This window comes from Limnothrix sp. FACHB-881 (genome assembly GCF_014698135.1).
Classification (GTDB): Bacteria; Cyanobacteriota; Cyanobacteriia; order CACIAM-69d; family CACIAM-69d; genus CACIAM-69d.
On record NZ_JACJSN010000009.1, the window covers coordinates 23,238 to 42,967 of the forward strand.

Annotated in this window: 12 protein-coding genes; 7 read left to right on the forward strand and 5 right to left on the reverse strand. The window is 55.9% G+C overall.

Features of this window, described 5'->3' with window-relative positions; all coding sequences use genetic code 11:
- Positions 1-122 precede the first annotated feature (122 nt).
- Positions 123-398 carry a hypothetical protein gene (locus tag H6G52_RS10295; protein ID WP_242026316.1) on the forward strand — a complete coding sequence of 92 codons (276 nt, stop codon included), beginning with the start codon at positions 123-125 and terminating at the stop codon, positions 396-398.
- Between the two features lie 1,017 nt (positions 399-1,415).
- Here H6G52_RS10295 and crcB read toward each other — a convergent pair.
- Together crcB and scpB are read right to left on the reverse strand one after the other, a co-directional pair.
- Positions 1,416-1,853: a fluoride efflux transporter CrcB gene (crcB, locus tag H6G52_RS10300; RefSeq protein WP_347278358.1), complete on the reverse strand. Its 438-nt coding sequence runs from the start codon at positions 1,851-1,853 to the stop codon at positions 1,416-1,418.
- 74 nt (positions 1,854-1,927) lie between these two features.
- Entirely contained in the window at positions 1,928-2,554 is a 627-nt protein-coding gene (gene scpB, locus H6G52_RS10305; protein WP_199291656.1) for an SMC-Scp complex subunit ScpB, read from the reverse strand.
- 313 nt (positions 2,555-2,867) lie between these two features.
- Here scpB and H6G52_RS10310 point away from each other — a divergent pair, with 313 nt between their 5' ends.
- Positions 2,868-3,095, forward strand: a complete 228-nt coding sequence (locus H6G52_RS10310; protein WP_143473102.1) for a hypothetical protein — start codon at positions 2,868-2,870, stop codon at positions 3,093-3,095.
- Between the two features lie 739 nt (positions 3,096-3,834).
- A complete protein-coding gene (locus H6G52_RS10315) occupies positions 3,835-4,749 on the forward strand; it encodes an alpha/beta fold hydrolase (RefSeq protein WP_099534261.1) in 915 nt (304 codons plus the stop codon).
- A 61-nt stretch (positions 4,750-4,810) separates the two neighbouring features.
- Here the strand turns inward: H6G52_RS10315 and H6G52_RS10320 are convergent, their stop codons facing one another.
- Positions 4,811-6,205 carry a type IV pilus twitching motility protein PilT gene (locus H6G52_RS10320; protein WP_190356114.1) on the reverse strand — a complete coding sequence of 465 codons (1,395 nt, stop codon included), beginning with the start codon at positions 6,203-6,205 and terminating at the stop codon, positions 4,811-4,813.
- 841 nt (positions 6,206-7,046) lie between these two features.
- Between H6G52_RS10320 and larC the strand changes: the two genes are divergently transcribed.
- Positions 7,047-8,726, forward strand: a complete 1,680-nt coding sequence (gene larC / locus H6G52_RS10325; protein ID WP_190528100.1) for a nickel pincer cofactor biosynthesis protein LarC — start codon at positions 7,047-7,049, stop codon at positions 8,724-8,726.
- A gap of 181 nt (positions 8,727-8,907) precedes the next feature.
- Entirely contained in the window at positions 8,908-10,002 is a 1,095-nt protein-coding gene (locus H6G52_RS10330; RefSeq protein WP_190528102.1) for a M42 family metallopeptidase, read from the forward strand.
- On the opposite strand, the gene H6G52_RS10335 is transcribed toward H6G52_RS10330, so the two are convergent.
- Entirely contained in the window at positions 9,999-10,343 is a 345-nt protein-coding gene (locus H6G52_RS10335; protein WP_099534925.1) for a hypothetical protein, read from the reverse strand. The two genes, H6G52_RS10330 and H6G52_RS10335, sit on opposite strands and share 4 nt — an antisense overlap.
- A 386-nt stretch (positions 10,344-10,729) precedes the next feature.
- Here H6G52_RS10335 and H6G52_RS10340 point away from each other — a divergent pair, with 386 nt between their 5' ends.
- A complete protein-coding gene (locus H6G52_RS10340) occupies positions 10,730-11,539 on the forward strand; it encodes a hypothetical protein (protein ID WP_099534924.1) in 810 nt (269 codons plus the stop codon).
- A 403-nt stretch (positions 11,540-11,942) separates the two neighbouring features.
- Entirely contained in the window at positions 11,943-13,082 is a 1,140-nt protein-coding gene (locus H6G52_RS10345; protein ID WP_242026319.1) for a M23 family metallopeptidase, read from the forward strand.
- A gap of 29 nt (positions 13,083-13,111) precedes the next feature.
- Here the strand turns inward: H6G52_RS10345 and H6G52_RS10350 are convergent, their stop codons facing one another.
- A complete protein-coding gene (locus tag H6G52_RS10350) occupies positions 13,112-19,258 on the reverse strand; it encodes a PAS domain S-box protein (protein WP_190528106.1) in 6,147 nt (2,048 codons plus the stop codon).
- Positions 19,259-19,730 lie beyond the last annotated feature (472 nt).

Here is a 19,730-nt window from a genome sequence, read left to right on the forward strand (position 1 = left end):
GGTTAAATGTTGGGTTTTGCAAGGGAAAGGGCGATTGGGAAACGGAGCATGATACAACTCCTAATTAACGCAATTAACGCCACAGGATCACCACAAAAACCGCACCAGCGAACCTAAGACCGATGACCGCTCCCTCTTCTTCCCCCAATTGGCAAACTAAATTTTGGCTGTGGGCCGATCGCGCGCTGATGGCCAATCTGTTTTTGGTGTTTTTGAGCTTTGCTTGGCTGGCGATCGCCGTGGTTGGTCGCAGTCTCCACAAGCCCTTCGGGTTTGATCTGTGGTACTCCCTGTGGCAACCCCTATGGCAGCCGGCCTTGGGCATTCTGATGGCGGGTGCAATTTTAAATGGGATTGGCCGCTGGATTGCAAAACGGCTCGATCGCTCCCAATCTTGAATCAGGAATCCAAACTTAGCAGCTCAATGCTCAACACTTTAAACACTTAACGCTAAGCACTTAACGCTAAACACTCAAACCTCAAAATTCAAGCCTAAAAGCTCAAGCTTCAAAATTCAAAAGGTCTAGCCCAGACGCGGACTAGACCTTTTTGCTTTCGCTGGCTATTTGAAGACAGGAATCACTCAACAGGTTTTACTCTCAACAGCTAATCAATCGGGTGGACAACGATACACAACTTCAGTCGATCGGGCATCACTTCAGTCGATTCAGACTGCTTTGTTAGCAGCGCCTGTGGTGCGAACCTCACGATTCATGACCTCCCGAATGAGCTAGTTTTATCAACAGCTACCGGTTCGATCGCCGCATGGCGCAAACGCTACTTGAACAACAAGCTTCGGATGCAACACAGAAGAGGAAGTCGTGCCAGTCTCCGGCAGGAGGTACGCACCGGGAACTGTCCTTGGAGAGAAGCGTTTCTTGCTTCTTTCGTACCTTGATTTGAAGATAAACCGGTTCTGAGTCAGCGTCTAGGGAAGTCAACAGAAGTTGACGTTATTTCAACTAGGTTCATAAATCCAGGGATCGAACATAGCAATCCATGAGAGTCTTGCTCTTGCGGAATACCGGGAGTTGCAACGAAACAATTACAAAGCAGCCATTTGTAACCACCCGCCAAACGATGGCGATCCCAATCAATTCCGATCGATCCCGATTGATCTCGATCGATCCCCAAGGCTTTTCCCAACGGTCACTACGAGGGCGGCCATTCAGCACGATGGGGATTGCAAAGCAGATTCGCCTAGGGGAAATTTGGGTTTCGCAGCCTGAATTATGGCTGGAATGTCATGGGCAATTCACGGCTGCACTTGCCATTGCTCCCCACGCAATCACCGATTTCAGAAGGTGGAGACCAGAAGAGTTTTTGCTCATTGTTTGTAAAATTTTCTTTACGATGCATCTAACGAGCCACATCAAACCGGTTGGCAACATTGGGCAAGTCATTGGGCAAGTCACCTAGCGCCAACGGTCAATCAGCCAACGCCCCAATTCCAAACCCAACCAACCGAGGGCAAAGCTGCCAAAACCATAGGCCAAGCTCATGGCCCAAGCGCCCGATCGCGCCAGATTTGACGCATCCAGGATGTAGCTAGAAAAGGTGGTGTAGGAGCCTAAGAATCCCACGGCAAACAACAGCCGCAATTCGGGATACAGGGGCGATCGATCCGTCATCCACCCCACAAACAGCCCCATCAACACCGCCCCAGACAAATTCACCAAAAACGTGCCGATCGGCCAACCCGTGCCCCACAGCCGCGCACAAAGCAGCGACAGATAATAACGCCCCAATGCGCCGGGAATGGCCCCCAAGACCACCGCGATCGGGGCCCGCAGGTCTGGCCGCTCTGAGGCGGCAGCTAACCACTGATGCCACAAATATTTCAAGAGACGCACACTCCCGATCGGCTCAAGAATTTCCTCAAAATCATTACCCTAAAATTCCCAGCCCAGATTCCTAGCCCAGATTCTCAGTCCAGATCTGGATCAACCGAATCCCGATCGAGGTCTTCTGGATCCTCTAGATCTTCCGGGTCTTCGGCCGCATCCTCATCCGGCGGCAGGCTCGATCGCAACTGATTGAGCGCCAACTCCAACTGGGCAGAATTCTGATTTTCCACATCCAACTGAAAGTAGCGGTGGAACTTTTCGCTCACCTGCACCATGGACGATCGCCCATAGCGCCGTTTTTTCACAAAATCTCGCTCCACCAGCTCCTGGACATGTTGATAGGCTCCGGAGCCGCGTAAATCGACCAAATCCGCCATCGGCAGCGGCCCCTTGAGGGCAATGACCGCCAACGTTCGCAACGCCGCCACTCCCAAGTCCGCCGGAATCAGCCGCTCCACCAGGGACTGGAATCGATCGCGCAATTGCAACGTGTAGCAGCCCTTGCGCAGTTCCACCACCTCCAACGCCGTGTCCCGCTGGGCATAGTCGTTCATCAAGTCCAGCAAGGCCTCGTGGGCCAGATCTCGCGCACAACCGGCACAGTCGGCAATCTCCGCCAAACTGAGGGGCTGTCCCTTGAGGTACAAAATTGCCTCGATCGTGCTGACCAGCGAGTTTGCCCGTAGGTCGGTTTGTGAATTGGCCAATCCAGACAACGGTGAATCTTCCTTGGCGTTCGTCAATTCTCCATTCAACCAGCACTGATGCCGTGGCGATCGCAATTTTGACCCCAATTTCTCCCCAAAATCCGGTTTTCCGGCCCCCCGAACGAAGAGATTCTAATTAGCTAATTATCATCAAAAATTCAGGGACAGTTAAGGAATTGGCACTAAACCGTAAAGGGAATTAGTTCCGGAGAAAGACATCAAAATTCTTACTAAAAATGTTGATTCGTTTTCCTGATTCCGTTGATTTTTTTCAGAAGGAAGGAGCAGCAACGTTCGAGATGGATTTCTTCCTATGCGCCTGTTCCCTTCTGCTTCGATGCTGCTCGGTTTGTGCCTAGCGGTTGCGCCATCGCTGCCGGCGGGCGCAATGACTCCCTTGGTTTCCGAAACCCAAATGATCAATCATCAAGAACTGTCCGTAGAGGCTGCACCCACTGTGGTGCGCCGCACTCGGAACTCGCACCGGGGCAGCGGCCGCCGTGATTTTGTGCGGTATGTGTTCGCCGCTCCTATGAGCTAAGGATCGTTTGATGCAGCCTGTAATTGGGGGGTTGATTCCGTTTTCTTTCTAGGATTTTGTTATGCAAATTCCGAGAATTTGATTCCATCAAAAACGGAATTTTCAACCCTCCACCAATCAGCATTGGTCAGAATTAGCTAAAGCATGTTTGCGGTTCGTTGAGCCAGTTCAGTCTGGTATCCAGTAATTCTGAATTGGGTGTGGTGGAGTGTGGTTTTGGGGCGACAGTTCTGAGAGAACAAAACCAGATCAGAACTGCTGAGAATGACTCCCCCAATGCGTTATGGCGATGATTGGCTTTTGCAGTTGTTAATTGCCGGTTGCCAGTGGCCAGTGGCCATTGCTGATGACCCGTCGCTGTTTTGTTGATTCTGGTTTGCTGATTCTGGTTTGTTGATTCTGGTTTGTTGATTGTTATTGCGTTGATTGCCGTGGTCGCGGTGGATCGAGGCGAATCGAGGTGGATCGTGATCGATCGCCCTGCTCGGAGCCAATTTCGAGGGGCGCATCGAGCGATTAGCCTCGATTCGCTGTCTTGCTGGGCCGGGGGCCGTGGGGATCGATCGAGACTTTTTCTCTTTCGGGCAGGGCAGCCAAAATCCGGAACCGTCAAAGGCTAAAACCCTGAAAAACACCACTACCAAACCATTTCAGCTTCTCAAGTCTTTTGTTGGGAAACCACTTCCCTTGCGCTTCCAAACCGATCCAGGGATCGGGCTGTTCCTGATAGGATCGGAGTATGGCAACCATCACCATTCGCGGCGTTCCCCACAGTTACCGGCTCGATCCCGATCGCCCCACCCGCTGGGCTTTGGTCTTTGTCCATGGTTGGCTGCTCAGCCGCCACTATTGGCAGCCCCTCATTGACCAATTCCAGCCCCATATCCCCTGTTTGTCCTATGACCTGCGCGGTTTTGGGGCATCCCAACCCACCCAACCCCAGCAATTTTCAACGCCGCGCGAGCGTTACCAAAACTACGCCCCGGCAGCCTACGCCGAAGATTTAAATCGGCTGCTTGAGCATTTGGGAATTGAGACCGCCTGGATTGTGGGTCACTCCCTCGGCGGAGCGATCGCCCTGTGGAGCGCCCACAAATTTCCCGATCGGATTCAAGGGGTCATTTGCCTCAACTCCGGTGGCGGCATTTATCTCAAAGAAGAATTTGAGCGCTTTCGGGCCGTTGGCCAGCGCTTGGTGCAATTTCGGCCCCAATGGTTGCGGGCCTTTCCGGGTCTCGATTGGGTCTTCAGCCGCGACAGCGTGGCCCGCCCCGTAGACCGCCAATGGGGTCGGCAGCGACTGATCGACTTTGTGACCGCCCATCCCGAGGCGGCCCTCTGGACTCTGTTGGAGTCCACCACCGAAGCGGAAGTTCATCGCTTGCCCCAGGTGGTGGCCCAGCTCACCCAGCCGGCCTACTTCATTGCCGGAAACCAAGATTCTGTGATGGAGCCGCGCTATGTGCGCCACTTGGCCAGCTTCCATCCACTGTTTGACATGTCGGGCGAAAACCTGCGGGAAATTCCCGATTGTGGACATATGGGCATGGTGGAACAGCCCATCCCGATCGCCCAAGAAATTAAAACCATCTTGCAACGCCACGGGGTCGATCACGGGTTGCAAACCCAACCCGAAGCCCTGAAAAACGTCTAGGCCCGAATCGGAGGCCATCGGAGACAAGGGGCTGAAGCCCCTTGCCCCTCAAACGCACAACCTACACCCGACCGCGCAGGAATTGGGCCATTTCGTTCGGTGTGGGCGAGTTTTCCAGCGCCACTTCCTCCGTGATGCGGCCCTCTTGGTAGAGATTAAACAGCGCCTTATTCATGGTGATCATGCCGTCAAACTCTGACTTCAGCATCACCTGGTTAATCTCCTCCATCTCGCCCTTGATGATGTATTCCTTAATCGCATCCGTGGCGATCAAGATGTCATGGTAGGCCGCTCGTTTCCCGTCGGTGGTTTTGCACAAGCCTTGGGCAATGATCGCCACCAACGATTCGGCCAAGCTCACCCGCAGGGCCGCGTGCTCATTGGGGGGAAACATCCCCAACACCCGCTCGATCGTCTTGATGGCGCTGTTGGTGTGCAGGGTTCCACAAACCAAGTGACCCGTTGAGGCTGCCTTCAGAGCGATTTTCATCGTTTCCGCATCCCGAATTTCCCCCACCAACATGATGTCCGGGTCTTGGCGCAGGGCCCCCTTCAGGGCGTTGAAAAATTGCCGCGTGTGCCGCCCCACTTCCCGGTGCTTGATCAGGGATTTTTGGCTGACATGCACAAACTCCACCGGATCCTCGATCGTGATGATGTGCTTCGCCATGCTCTTGTTGATGTAGTCGAACATGGCGGCCATGGTGGTGGACTTCCCGGAACCTGTGGGCCCCGTCACCAAAATCAAGCCCTTGTGGTAGTGGCAAACATCCCGGAACACGGGCGGCAAATTAAGCTGCTCCATGCTCAGAATGGTGGCCCCAATCAGCCGCAACACCATGGCCGGGCCCGCCAATGAATCAAAGCAGCTAATCCGAATCCGCACAAAGCCCAGATCGGCAGCTCCGTCATAGTCCAAATTTTCTTGGAAGAAGGCGATATCTTCTTCGCTCATGATTTCCCCCAACCAACTCATGAAGGTGTCGAGGTCGGTGGTGGGATAGTCCAGAGGCACGATGTCACCGCGCTTCCGGAAACGGGGCACTTCGTTCACTCCCAAGTGAATATCGGAGCAGCCTTCTTCGTCTGCCCGCTTCACGATGTCAATCATCGTCGGCTGACCGGGAGAGGGCTTGCGCTTCGCAGGAGGAGCGACCACTTGGGCCGCCACCGGAGCGCTGGGGGGCCCTGACTGCACCACGGTGGACGGTGGCGCGGGGGTGGTGACCGTGTTGGCGGCCGGTGGCGGCGGGGCCACACGCGGCGGCGGAGCCGTGGGGGCCGGCGGTGGGGCCACACGCGGCGGGGCCATGTTGATCGGGAGGGTTTGCTCGTTGTTCCCGATCGGGGGAGGCGACGGAGGACGACCAGCAACCGGCGGCGGCGGCGGCGGGGCCACCCGAGGCGGTGGTGGCGGCGGCGGCGGGGGAACCGGGGGACGGGAGGCGTTCGTCATGGTCGTTTCCTCGTCGATGTCCTTGAGTGCGTTGAGCCAGTTGGGTGGTTGAGGTCAACTGGGCCGAGGTGGCGTTGAGAGAATGCGATGGTGTGATTGATCCGCCCTGGGGAAATCGCCCTGGTGGCCTTCACGCTGGGAAAGTCACGCTGGGAAAGGGCATGAGAAGACTTCAGGATTGAGATTGCGAGAAGTCTTCGGGTCGATCGCCCGCTGATCAGTCGGGATTGGGGGGCGATCGGGTCTAGTCACGCCATAGCATGACCTGTTGTTTATTGTGGCTCATTGTTGGCCCTGACGGTGCATCAATCATCACTGAATCGGGATCAGCAATCTCACTCTCAAAATCGACCAAAATTCAGACAATTTCGACATTTTTTGAAAACACTGGTGCATTTTTAACTCAGTGTTTATACGGGGTGTAATGTGGCAATTTTCTAGATGCATTGAGTTCACTGTTGATTAACCCTCAATCACCAGGAGCCGGAAGAAACCTATGATGAACCCCCATGGACTGACCCCAACACAACCAAGGGGCCCATCGATCGAACTGATGCGGCACTGATGCGGCCACACGGTCAGATCAACGCTGATTCATAATCAGTGCATTCGCGGGCACACAAAATTCACGAGCATGCTCAGTTCTTGAACGATTAACCAACCAACAGATCTCAAGATTTCATCTCTCAAGATTTCATCCAAGATCTCAAGACCTCAATCAACAGATCATCAAGACCAATCATCAAGACCAACGATCGACCGGTTCCCGAACGAATTGCCAAAGCGCTGGCCGACAAGATGGCGGGATAGATTTTTCAGACTTGGGCGGAGGGCAAAACAAATGAAGGTGGCCTATTTTGATTGCCCAACGGGGCTGGCGGGGGATATGTGTTTGGGGGCGCTGCTGGATGTGGGTGTGCCCTTGGATTATGTGCGATCGCAGCTCGATCGCCTGGGAATTGCCGAGGAATATCGCCTCAGCAGCCAAACCATGCACCACAACGGCCAGCGAGCCTTGAAAGCGATCGTGGAGTGGCGATCGCGCGGCGGTTCCTTTCAGGTGGAAGATCCCATGGATGAGCCGGGGGAAGGGGCTGAACCATCTGCCCGCTCACCTGAAGCTCTGGGAGATCACGGGCACGAGCATTACGGGCGCAAGCATCATGAGCACGGGCATGAGCATCATGATCATGGGCATCACGAGCACGAGCATCATGATCATGGGCATGAACATCACAAGCACGATGATCACGACCATAGCCCCGATCACCATCATCACCACGATCCCCACAACCATCACACCCATCACCACAGCCGCCGTTGGCCAGACATTGAGGCCATGCTTCTGAGTTCGTCGCTACCCGATCGGGTGGTGCAATGGAGTCGATCGATCTTTTGGCAGTTGGCCCAAGCGGAAGGGGCTGTTCATGGCATTGCGCCAGAACAGGTGCAGTTCCACGAGGTGGGGGCGATCGATGCGATCGTGGACGTGGTGGGAACCTGTTTGGGGCTGGATTGGCTGGGGGTTGAGCGGATTTTCTGTTCCGCTTTGCCCACGGGCGGCGGCACGGTTTGGGCAGCCCATGGGCGATTGCCCGTGCCGGCTCCGGCGGTGTTGAAGCTGTTTGAAATGGGACAAGTGCCGGTTTATGCCAACGGAATCGATCGGGAATTGGTGACCCCCACGGGAGCCGCGATCGCCGTGGGATTGGCCCAGGGGTTCGGGTCGCCGCCGGCCATGACCCTTCAGCGGGTGGGGTTGGGCGCGGGCCAGCGATCGCTCCCATTGCCCAACATTATGCGGCTGTGGTTGGGAGAGTTGGCAGCGCCCGCCGGTTTGTCGGCTCCGTTGGTGCGATCGGCCCCTTTGCCCCCGCCGATTGTGCCCCCGCCTCGGAGCGATCGGGGCCCGCAGTCTCCGGCTCCGGGCGATCGGCCCGAGTGGTCTGCCCAGGCGGCCCAACCATTGCCATCAGGGCAGTCTCGATCGGGTCAATCCGGCCCAGCTTTGCCGGGGCCGGAGAGCCTAGCCAGTCCTCATGATCCTGACCTGGAAACGGTGGCGGTGTTGGAAACCCAAATTGATGATTGCAGCCCCCAGGCGATCGCCTACGCGATCGAGCGGTTGTTGCAGGTGGGGGCCCTGGATGCCTTTGTGCAGCCCGTGACCATGAAGAAATCGCGATCCGGCGTGGCCATCACGGTAATTACGCCCCTGGATCGGTTCACCGCCTGTGAGGATGTGTTGTTTCAAGAAACCACCACGATCGGGATTCGGCGATCGTTTCAACAGCGCCGTGTTTTGCCGCGCCATTTGGAAGTGGTGGACACGGACTATGGCCCCGTGCGGGTGAAGGTGGCTTGGCAAGACGAAACCCGCAAAACGGTTCAAAATGTTCATCCAGAATTTGAGGATGTGGCCGCTTTGGCACGCGATCGGGCCATTTCTTGGCTGGATATTCACCGAGCGGCTTGGATTGCTTGGGAACAGGCGCGCCGGGCTACGGAGGGCGATCGTTAAAATTCTGCAAGTCAATCATTAAGGTTCTGCAAGTCAAGAAAGTGATGTAAGTCAAGTTTTGTTCAATCAAACCTTGTATTCAATCAAACCTTGTAAGAAATGATTTGGATTCTTGGATTGTTGATCGCGATCGAGGCCCTGCCACCCAGTTCCACCACCATCCCAGACCCGTGATCTCGCCATGTATGACGAACTTTTTGCAACCATCAGCGCCCTAGTGATGTGTCATTCGCCCAGCGGGGCCGAACAGGAGGTCGATCGCTGGTTAATCGCTCGTGCCCAGGCTCTGGGGTTGACCTGGAATCAAGACGAGGCCGGTAATTTGATTTTTGTGATTCCCGGGCGCGATCGCACCGCCAAGCCGATCGCCATCACGGCCCACAAGGATGAGATCGGCGCGATTGTCAAAGGTGTTGAGTCCGATGGGCGGGTGCAGTTGCGCAAGCTGGGCGGGGCTTTCCCTTGGGTCTATGGCGAAGGGGCGATCGATCTGTTGGGCGATCGCCAAACCATCACCGGCGTACTCAGTTTTGGATCGCGCCATGTGTCCCACGAGTCCCCCCAGCGGAATTTGCAGGACAACCAGCCCCTGACCTGGGAGCGGGCTTGGGTGGAAACGGGTCGGATCCCTGCTGAGTTGGCCGCAGCGGGCATTCGGCCCGGCAGCCGCGCCGTGGTGAGCAAACACCGCAAACAACCGTTGCGCCTGGGCCCGAACCAAATCGCCAGCTACACCTTAGATAACAAAGCTTCCGTGGCAATTTTGCTGGATTTGGCAGAACGGCTATTGGCCCAGGAGGAGCCGCCGGCCATGGATCTATATCTGGTTGCTTCCGCCAAGGAAGAGGTGGGAGCCTTAGGGGCCATGTACTTTGCGCAACAACAGAAGCTGGCGGCCCTGATTGCGTTGGAAATTGCCCCGATCGCCCCGGAATACCCGATCGCCCCGGGGCCCGTGCCGGTGTTGCTGTCCCAGGATGCCTATGGACTGTATGACGAAGACCTAAACCAAGCACTACAGGCGGCGGCCGAGCGATTGCACTTACCCATTCAATACGCCGTGATCAGCGGATTTGGCAGCGATGGTTCGATCGCCATGAAATTTGGCCATGTGCCCCGGGCCGCCTGCTTGGGCTTCCCCACCCAAAACACCCACGGTTACGAGATTGCCCACCTCAAGGCGATCGCCCGCTGCACGGACATTCTGATGGAATTTGTGCAGCAGCCTTTTCCACCGCCCATTGAAAAGCCAGTTGAACAGATGGACGCGCCTTAAACCTGCTCTAGGTAATCATTCAGGTCAGACATCAGGCGATCGAGCGCCGTTTCCAAGCTGAGCCGAATCCGATCGTCCCGCACGGTCAACAGCACCTTCGCCGCAAAGGGCGATGGCCAAATATTGGGGTTACAAAACACCTCCAAAAACACCTCTCCCGCATGTTGATAGTCCAAATTGGCTTGGGGCGTGGGGCGATCGCCGGGAGTCACCTGAGTGGCGGCCTTGATTCGATCGATCAACCCCTTCAATTCCGTTTGTAATTGCCGGGCCGCAGCGGGTGCATAACCAAAAGCAACGGAGCCAGTTTCTAAATTGAGGCGGCAGGTAGGCGTAGTCATCCACAAATTTCCTAAAAATAGCCACGTCGCTCCAAGCGCAGAACAGCGGGGCCAAACCATGCCCAGTGTCCAAAATTAATGGCCGCGAATGATTCAGCAAATGATTAAGCCACTCACTGCCCAATCCTGAACAAGGGGTTTAAACCTTTTGTTACCACGAATGTTCTAAGGTTTTTGTCAATTCTGGTGAACGAGGGTCAAGGTAAATTGCAACAAATCTAATCAAACCAACAAATCTATAGAATTCGCAAAATCCTCAGAAATTGGGGCGATCGGGCGATTGCTCTGCATTCAACGCTTGATCCAATGCTTTTACCCCTAGCCCTCAACCCCAAGGAGTCTGGTTAGGATGGCGATTGACCAAGGTTGAAGACCCCCTTACAGCCATGTTTTCGACTGTTTCAATCTCTCAAATTTCCCAACGCCTCCTTGGGGCAGCGCTGGGTTTGGTTTGCACGTTGTCGATCGGCCCCGATGCGGTGCAGGCGACCCCATCCCCCAAGGAACGCTACAACGAGGCAATTCGGGATGCGGCGGTGGCGGAACCCACCGAGCAGGTTTCGGAGCTGATTCCCCTCACGCCGGATAATCCGAATTTGGTTTGGCATCCCGATCGCCAGCGATTGTTGATGGTGACCTGGAAGAGTCAAAGCTCGTTCGATCGCTTCATCAAACCCGCCACCAACAGTTCCAGCAACGAAAACCAACTGATTTGGGTCACGGCGGCTCCCCAGGTGCAACAGCTTTGTCGGCAATATCGCCAACAGAATCCCAACGCCACTGAAGCGGATTTGAAACTGCGGCTCCAGCAATATTTGGGCTTGGATCCGGCCTGGAACTATGACGTGTTTGTGGAAATGTGGGTGGATGTGCGGGATTTGTTTCGCCCCTGTGCGGATCCGGAAGTGAGCGATCGCCAGTGCCAAGCGGATTTTCCCCAATCCCTAGCGGCGGACTTGCCAAAGGTGGCGGGCATCACCCCCCGATCGGGCATTGCCAACTATCAAACCTTCTTCAAGGGGCTGTATTACCGCAGCATTCGCACTAATCTGCAACCTTTCACCGGCTTGGGCTACACCTACGATTGGGGCAACCCCAACAGCGAAGTGGGAGCCAGCGAATTTATCCTTGTGCCCGGTGCGGCCTACACGATCGAGCGGGCCGTGCCCACGGGGGATTATTGCAAGCCCGAATGACGCATTCCGGGACTTGCTAGAAGCTCACAAATTATGACTAATCCTGAATAGGATGGGATGATCACGGAACCGCCTGAGGTCTCAAACCCGAGAACGAACCGGTTTGGGACGGGGGGTTAGGCGGTTACCTTGCTCGATCGCCCGTTTGGCACAAGGCTTAGGATTCACAACGCGGAAGCAAGACAAACTGAACAAGCAACCGGCCGAAAAGTTGCAACCAAAATGGGCCATGGGGGGTCTAAGCCTGAGGAATCGCCATCTCAGTCTTGGTCGGGTCTATTTTTGTCGGGTCTGTCGGGTCTATGGAGCAGTCTCCTGATGACCACAGCATCCTCGGAAGGTTAGGGCAGGGCAGCTCTTTGGCGATCGACTCTGGTTTTTCTGAACAATAACGGTGAGTGACATGTTTGCATGGCCCCTAAGGATCGGCTCCTTGATCTTGATCGGCGCGGGGTTGACTTGGGTGGGTCTGAAGGGCCCGATCGGGCAATCGGCCCCTTCAGATTCCCCCGCGTTGGCCCAAGCGGCCGACTCGTCCACGATCGCGCCGGCCGGCGGTGTCATCAGCATTCCGGCTCCGGAGCGATCGCTCGATGGTCACTTGGCCCAGAGAACGGCCACCGCCCTGTTGCGCCGCCCGATCGATTGCCAACTGGGCAAAGATTGTTTTGTGATGCTCTATCCCGACCACGACCCCAGCACGGGCGAGCGGGATTCCATGTGTCGGCACTTGACCTATGACGGTCACAACGGCACGGATTTTGCAATTCCCTTCTGGACTCCGCAAACGGCCGTACCGGTGGTGGCCACGGCGGCGGGCACGGTGTCGGCCATGCGGGATGGTGTGCCCGATCGACGGCTCACTTCCCCGGAAGCGCGATCGACCGTGGCGGGCATTGAGTGCGGCAACGGCGTAATGCTAGACCATGGCAACGGCTGGCAAACCCAGTATTGCCACATGAAACAGGGCAGCGTTCGGGTCAAAATTGGCGATCGGGTTCAGGCGGGCAATCCCCTGGGTCTGGTGGGTCTATCGGGCATGACCACCTTTCCCCATGTGCATGTAACGGTGCGCAAGGATGGCAAGGAAGTGGATCCGCTGTTGGGGGGCGATCGGATTGCGGGCTGCGCGACGGGCAACAACACCAACACGGTTTGGAATGACGGGGCGCGCAACTATGTGGCCACGGGGCTAATTCGCAGCGGCTTTGCCCCCAAGCAACCGGTGGAGGATGAGCTGTGGCGCGGCGAGTTCCAAAGCAACCAAATTCCCGGCCAAGCGGAGGCGCTCACCTTTTGGGTTCATGCCTTTGGGGTGCAAAAGGGGGATGTGGAATATTTCAAGCTGTTGGCCCCCGATGGTTCGATCGTCACGGACTATCAGCGGCCGATCGACCAAGATCAAAAACAGTGGATTACCTACGTGGGCAAGGGCACTCGGCGATCGCCCCTAATGCCAGGCACTTGGACCGCTTCCTATCGGTTGATGCGGGGTAACCAAACCTTGATTCAGCTCGATCGCCAGCAGGCGGTGGTGCGCTAGGCAGCCAGCCTTGGCCGGGACGAAGCCACCTAGCTCGGAAACTGGGGCAGCAGGTTTTGAATCGTGGTCACCAACTGGCGCAGGCGCACCGGTTTCGTTAAATACTCATTGGCTCCGGCCGCCAAGCAGCGATCGCGATCGCCCTCCATAGCGAGCGCCGTGAGGGCCACGATCGGCAAGTTAGCGTATTGCACATCTTGCCGCAGTAATTGCATCGCCTCCAGGCCATCCATCCCCGGCATTTGCACATCCATTAACACCAAATCGGGCTGCGATTGTTGCACTTGAGCAATCGCCTCTGCACCATTTTTGGCCAGAATCACCCGATATCCTTTGGCCGTTAAATAACTCACGATCGTGTTGATGTTGGCCTCTTGATCTTCCGCCAACAAAATGCAGGGCGATCGGCCCCCATCCGTTGATTCAATCACCAGCGATGAATCCAAATTGGCCGATGATTGATCATCACTAGCGTCCGCGATCGTGCGACCAGGATGGTAGGGCAAATCGACCGTGAAGCAACTGCCACTCCCCACCTTGCTCGTGACCCCCACCCGGCCGCCGTGGAGTTCCACAATCCGCTTCACCAGGGCCAAACCCAGCCCCGTTCCTTCGTATTGGCGATTCAGCGCACTATCAATTTGCACAAAGGGACGGAACAGCCGATCTAACTGATTCGGGGCAATCCCAATTCCCGTATCGATAATAGAAAACCGCAGCCAAGATTGAGACGGCTGCGATTCTTGAACGGCGTAATTTTCCAGGGAAACCAACAGCGTCACACGCCCATTTTCCGGCGTGAACTTCACGGCATTATTCAGCAAATTAATCAGCACTTGCCGCATTCGCCGTTCATCTAACAATGCGTGGGGCAACTGACTGGGAATTTGAGTATCTACCTGAATATGTTTCTTCAGGGCCTGTTGTTTAATGAAAGTCAAACTAGATTGGCACAGAGGCACGATCGCCGTGGGCGCTTGATCCAATTCCAATTGCCCCGATTCAATTTTGGCCACATCCAAAATGTCATTAATCAGAGAGAGCAAATGGGAGCCGGTACGCTCGATCGTCCCCAAGGCTTTGAGCTGACTATCATTAATCGAGCCAAAAACCTGTTCCTGCAACCCTTCGGTCATGCCCAAAATGGCATTCAAGGGCGTGCGTAATTCATGGCTCATGTTGGCCAAAAACTCATCTTTCAGGCGAGTCGCCCGAATTAATTCATCATTGGTGCGCTGTAGTTGTTCTTCGGCTTGGCGGCGCTGGCGATCGACCCGATAGCCCTCAATTAGGGTGCTACAGGTGACCAAAAATGGCTCTAGGTAGCCCACCATGCTCGACTCATAACCGCCGGGCCGGTTGGCAATTCCAATCATCCCCACCAATTGATTGCCTTGATAGAATGGAATGCCCAAAAATGCCTGTAAGGGAGGGTGGCCGGGTGGTGTGCCGCCACTGCGCGGGTCGGTGCTGGGACTGTTGGCAATCACGGGTTTACCGGTCATGATCACAGCGCCAAAGAGCGTGTTCATGTTGGTAAATTGCATTCCCGTTTCATAGTTATCTTCATAGAACTTTTGCGTATTTGCATCCCAAGCAATGTTGGTGACGCTGTGGGATTGCAGGTAGGGAACGCCTTTAATTTTGAGAAAGCCTTCTTCGATCGCGGCACTGCCATCGCCTCGAAATAGCGCTTCTCCGATAAAGCCATATTCACTTTCGGTCAGTTCTAATAAGCCATTCAGAAGGCCTTCAAAGATTGTTAATCGATTGGCAGCCGTAATAAATTCCGTTTGGGCTTGGCTGATGGTGGAAAGCAGGAAGTTGCTATTTTTGAGGTCAATTTCTGCTCGTTTGCGCGGGGTGATGTCAAAACGAACGGCCAAAAATCGAATCGGTTGTCCTGCGCGATCAAGAAACGGCACGATCGTGCTGTCTACCCAATAGAGCCGACCATCTTTCGCGCGGTTGCAAATTTCCCCGCGCCAAATTTGCCCCGCCAAAATGGTGTCCCACAAGTCCTTAAAGAAGGAGGCGGGATGGTGGCCAGACTTCACGAGTCGATGGGTTTTGCCAATCAATTCCTCGCGGCTGTAGCCGGAAACCGCGAGAAATCGATCGTTGACATAGGTCATGACCCCTTGGGCATCGGTAATCACCACGATCGCGGAGGCATCAAGCGCCAGCTTAAAGGCGGCCAATTCCTGAAGCAGCCGTTCTCGCTCCAGTTCTGCTTGCTTGAGGGGGGTGATGTCTTCGGCAATGCCCGCGAGGCGATAAACCTCTCCTTGGGCGTTGCAAATGGGGAATGCCCGATCGCGAATCCAACGCTGTTCGCCATCGGGCCGCAGGATCCGATATTCCTCGTCAAATTCGCCCAATAACTGTTTGGGAAGGGCGGTCAAGACCCGATCGTGATCCAGGGGGTGAATGCTGGTGGCCCAACTGTCGGGGGTGATATAGAGTTCTTCGCTGGGTCTGCCCCAAATCCGCTCGTAGGCGGGGCTGACGTAGATCCGATTGGTGCGATTGAGATCCAAAATCCAAAATACCGAATCCACAGCTTCGGCCAATTGGCGGAATTTTTCTTCGCTCTCGCGCAGAGCTTCTTCGGAGCGTTTGCGATCGCTGATGTCCACCACCACGCAAACACAGCTACCGGTTTCGGGGGCAATCATAGCCACGCCAATCAGCACCCACACCCAATGGCCATTTCGATGCACGTAGGCCTTTTCCCAAGGGGCGATCGCTTCGTGTTGCCGCAGGTGTTCAATGGCCGCGATGTCTTGCGCTCGATATTCGGGCGGTGTGAGTTCGGCCCAGTTTAAGCGCCCGGCTTGCAAGTCCAGGCGATCGTAGCCCAGCATTTCCAAGAAGCAGTCGTTGGCATCAACAATCAGCCCCTCAAAGTTGGTGAAAATAGTGCCCACCACGTTGGAGTCAAACACACGGCGGAATTTCTCTTCGCTTTGCCGCAGGGCCGCCTCGGCCTGTTTGCGATCGCTGATGTCATAGTTCACGCCAATCATGCTTTGGGGCTGACCCTGGGCATCACAAAGCAGCTCGCCATAGGCCTTGATGTGGCGGACTGTGCCATCGGCAAGCATGACTCGAAATTCGGTGTCGTAACGGGCTTCGCCGCGTGTGGCGGCATAGAGTAACTGTTCGGTGGCCGGTCGATCATCCGGATGGACGGAACTGGCCCAAATGTCGTAGGGCAGGCGCTGTTCCTGGCCGGGTTCCACGGGCGCAACCCCATACAGGCTATACATCCGCTCATCCCAAACCAGGGTGTTGGTTTGAATATTCCATTGCCAACAACCGATCGCGCCAGACTCCAGGGCAAGGGTGAGTCGTTGGGACAGGTCGGCCAATTGGCGTTCGGCATTTTTGCGATCGCGAATATCCCGAAAGATGCCTTGCACCAGTTGGGTTTGGCCCACCTGCACGATCGAGCCGGTAATTTCCACCGGAATTGCTTGCCCATCGGCCCGCTGAATTTGACCATTGGTGAGCTGGCAGGAACCATCCGTAATCACCGATTGGAAGGCCTGCACCATCTCCTCCTGGCAATCGATCGGGTGCATCTGGGATTGGTGCATCTGGATCAGTTGGGCGCGGTCATAGCCAAACAGTTCCTCCGCCTTGCGATTCACTTCCAGGATTTCCCCTTGGAGGTTGGCCACCACGATCGCGTCACTTGCCCCCGCCATCAAGCCACGATAGCGAGCCTCCCGTTCCTGTAGTTGGGCTTCGGCGGCCTTGCGCTCGGTCACATCCCGCACCATCACCAGGGCCGCATCCGCATCACTGCCCACAATCCGCAATTCCTCATCCAGAACCCGATCGCCCAGGATCCGCCGCTGTTCAATGACTTGCAGTTGGCCGGTTTCGATCGTCTGGTTCACCGCCTCCAACACCGCCTCCAACTGATCCGCCGCCACCCAATCGGTCAACTGGGAGAGGGTTGGGGTGTCCGCTGCCTCCAACGAATCGCCAGTCGCCTCAGCGCGGAAGCGGCCCCAGGGATGTTTCGCCTGGGTGAGGGTGCTGTAGTCCAAACATTGGCCCCGAGGGGTCACCCGCAGCAGGCGATCGGGAATGGCCGCCACCATTGCCCGAATCTGGGCTTCCCGAATTTGCAGCGTGGTGGTGCGCTTGGCCACCTTCCGCTCCAAGGACTGATTCAAGTCCCGCAGTTGCCATTCCACTTGTTTGCGATCGCTGATGTTGCGCACCAAAACCAACACCTCGTCATCGCGGTAAGGAACCACCCGCACTTCCTCAATTCGCAACACCTCATGGGTGGACAGATTTTGCTCATAGAACTGCACGGTTTTGGTGGCCAAGGCTCGCTGAATGGCTTTCATCCGCTTTTGGGCGGCCACCGGCGGCAGCAATTCCGACACATGCTTACCGACCCAACTACTTAAATCGCCAACCCGATCGAACTCAGGGTTGGCGACAAATTCCAGAAAAATCCCTTCAGCATTCAGCCGCACTAACAAATCCGGCAGCGCACTGACTAGGGCCCGTTGGTGTGCTTCCGCTTCCCGCAAGGCCGCCTCGGCCCGGCGACGCTCTTCCAACTCCGAGGCCAAGGCAGCATGGGATGTGGCCTGCTTGAGGGCAATGCCCACCTGCACCCCCAAGGCTTGCAGCAAGTCAATTTCCACCGCCTGCCAAAGTCGCGGGCGATCGTGCTCACTGGCCACCATCAACCCCCACAGGCGATCGCCCACCAGCAAGGGCAAAATCAGTTGGGCCCGCATCTGGAGGCCGAGCAGCAAATCTCGGTGGCAGTCTGACAACGGCGCAGTGGTGACATCCTCCAGCACCCGCACTTGGCCCCGCCGAAAGGGATCCAGAAAAGCCGACCCCAAACAGGCATCCTGAACCCGTCGCCCCAACAGGGACTGACCGCGATCACTCGGATCCGCCAAAGCCTCCGCGATCGTTACGCCGCTGCAATCGCCCTCAAATTGATAGACAATCACCCGCGCACAGTTCAGCAGCCGCTGCACTTGCTGCACCGTCGTTTCCAAAATGGTGTGCAAATCCAGAGCGTTGTGAATTTGCGTGGCCACTTCCCGCAACAGCGCTTCCCGTTCCGCCTGTTGCCGCAGTTGGGCGGTGCGCTCGGCCACCTGCCGCTCCAGTTCCTGCGCTCGGCTTTCCAGCAGCGCCAATCGTTCTTGCTCCAACTGCGACACCTGGGTTTCCAGCACCGTCGCCAAGTTGTAGATTTCCAGCGGATTCAAGGCCTGTAGCAGGCGCGTTTGGCTGAGGATGCCCAGCAATTGCCCCTGGTCATTAGTGATCACCAATCGCCGAATCCAGCGATCGGCCATTAACTGTTGCGCCTCCCACAGGCTGGTGTGGGGACTGACGCTAAACACCGGGCTGCTCATCACGAGATGGGCACTGGTTTGATCCAAGGGCAACCCCAGGGCCTGAAATTGCACCATATCCCGCTCGGTCACCAGGCCCACGGGCGGCCCACCCATCGGTTGTAGAGATGAGGCAGCAGCAAGATCGCCCTCAAGATCACCCTCAAGATCGCTCTCTGATTTCGCCGCTGGATCATCGATCGCCCCGATCTCTGCGTGGGCCGGATCCACCAACACCACGCAACTCACTTGGTTCTCACTCATTAATTGCGCCAATTCCAACAAAGAGGCGTGAGAGCTGGTCACCACAATCGATCGGCTCATCACTTCCTGGACTTGGCGCAACCGCAACAGGTCGATCGGGCGGGCCAACTGGCGCAAACTTTCCTGGGTAATTAGCCCCAACAGGCGATCAGCCTCATCCACCACCGGCAAATGTCGAATTCGATGTTTCGTCAACAGATGAATGGTGGAAAACAAATCCGTAAACTCACTCTCCCGCAGCATCACCAGTTCCCGCGTCATCACGGCGGTCACCGGGCGATCAAGCGGGCACTGCTGCGCACTCAAGCGCACCAAATCTCGCTCCGTCAAAATGCCCACCACCCGATCGTCCACCCTCACCAGCACACAACTGGGGCGAGACCCGATCGCCGCCTTCTGTGGATCCGCCTGGGCCGCCGGCAGCCCACTCATCAGGGAAACCACATCCCAGACCGTTGCCGCCGCATCAACCACCAATGGTTGGCGGATAATAGCCGCCCTCAGTTCAGAAACCGTCAGCATAGGAAACGGAATGGACATGACAGGACTTGTTTTTGAGCGAGAAAAATCGAGCGCATCCGGCTAACGGAGGTCAAAGCAGCTAAATTTGCCCCCAATTAGCTTTAAAACTCCCCCAAAACACAGCAAAAGCCCATTGCTTGGCGCGAATACTAGCTTAGGTCTGGCCGATCCTGCATCAGACCATCTCCCCACGGGTTCTATCAACTTGTTCTCAGCTCAGGGGAGCGATCGGGATCACAGCCGAAAACAGCATCTCCTAACAGCTAAAGTACCCCGACCAAAAACCCAAGCGATCCCAGACCACCACGATAGGCCTTTGATCAATTGACCTCACCGAAAAGTTATGCAAGATCCACACCAGCCGCCACAGTTTACCGTCTTAATCAAGCTAGAAATGCTTTTAGATACTCTGACGGCGATCTATGACTAAGCCATGGTAGATATCGCTTTTCCTCTAAAATTGACGTAAAAC

Coding starts and splice junctions, on each gene's coding strand:
- H6G52_RS10295 (WP_242026316.1), top strand. CDS start 123: ATGACCGCTCCCTCTTCTTCCCCCAATTGGCAAACTAAATTTTGGCTG.
- H6G52_RS10310 (WP_143473102.1), top strand. CDS start 2,868: ATGCGCCTGTTCCCTTCTGCTTCGATGCTGCTCGGTTTGTGCCTAGCG.
- H6G52_RS10315 (WP_099534261.1), top strand. CDS start 3,835: ATGGCAACCATCACCATTCGCGGCGTTCCCCACAGTTACCGGCTCGAT.
- H6G52_RS10320 (WP_190356114.1), bottom strand. CDS start 6,205: ATGACGAACGCCTCCCGTCCCCCGGTTCCCCCGCCGCCGCCGCCACCA.
- larC (WP_190528100.1), top strand. CDS start 7,047: ATGAAGGTGGCCTATTTTGATTGCCCAACGGGGCTGGCGGGGGATATG.
- H6G52_RS10330 (WP_190528102.1), top strand. CDS start 8,908: ATGTATGACGAACTTTTTGCAACCATCAGCGCCCTAGTGATGTGTCAT.
- H6G52_RS10335 (WP_099534925.1), bottom strand. CDS start 10,343: ATGACTACGCCTACCTGCCGCCTCAATTTAGAAACTGGCTCCGTTGCT.
- H6G52_RS10340 (WP_099534924.1), top strand. CDS start 10,730: ATGTTTTCGACTGTTTCAATCTCTCAAATTTCCCAACGCCTCCTTGGG.
- H6G52_RS10345 (WP_242026319.1), top strand. CDS start 11,943: ATGTTTGCATGGCCCCTAAGGATCGGCTCCTTGATCTTGATCGGCGCG.
- H6G52_RS10350 (WP_190528106.1), bottom strand. CDS start 19,258: ATGCTGACGGTTTCTGAACTGAGGGCGGCTATTATCCGCCAACCATTG.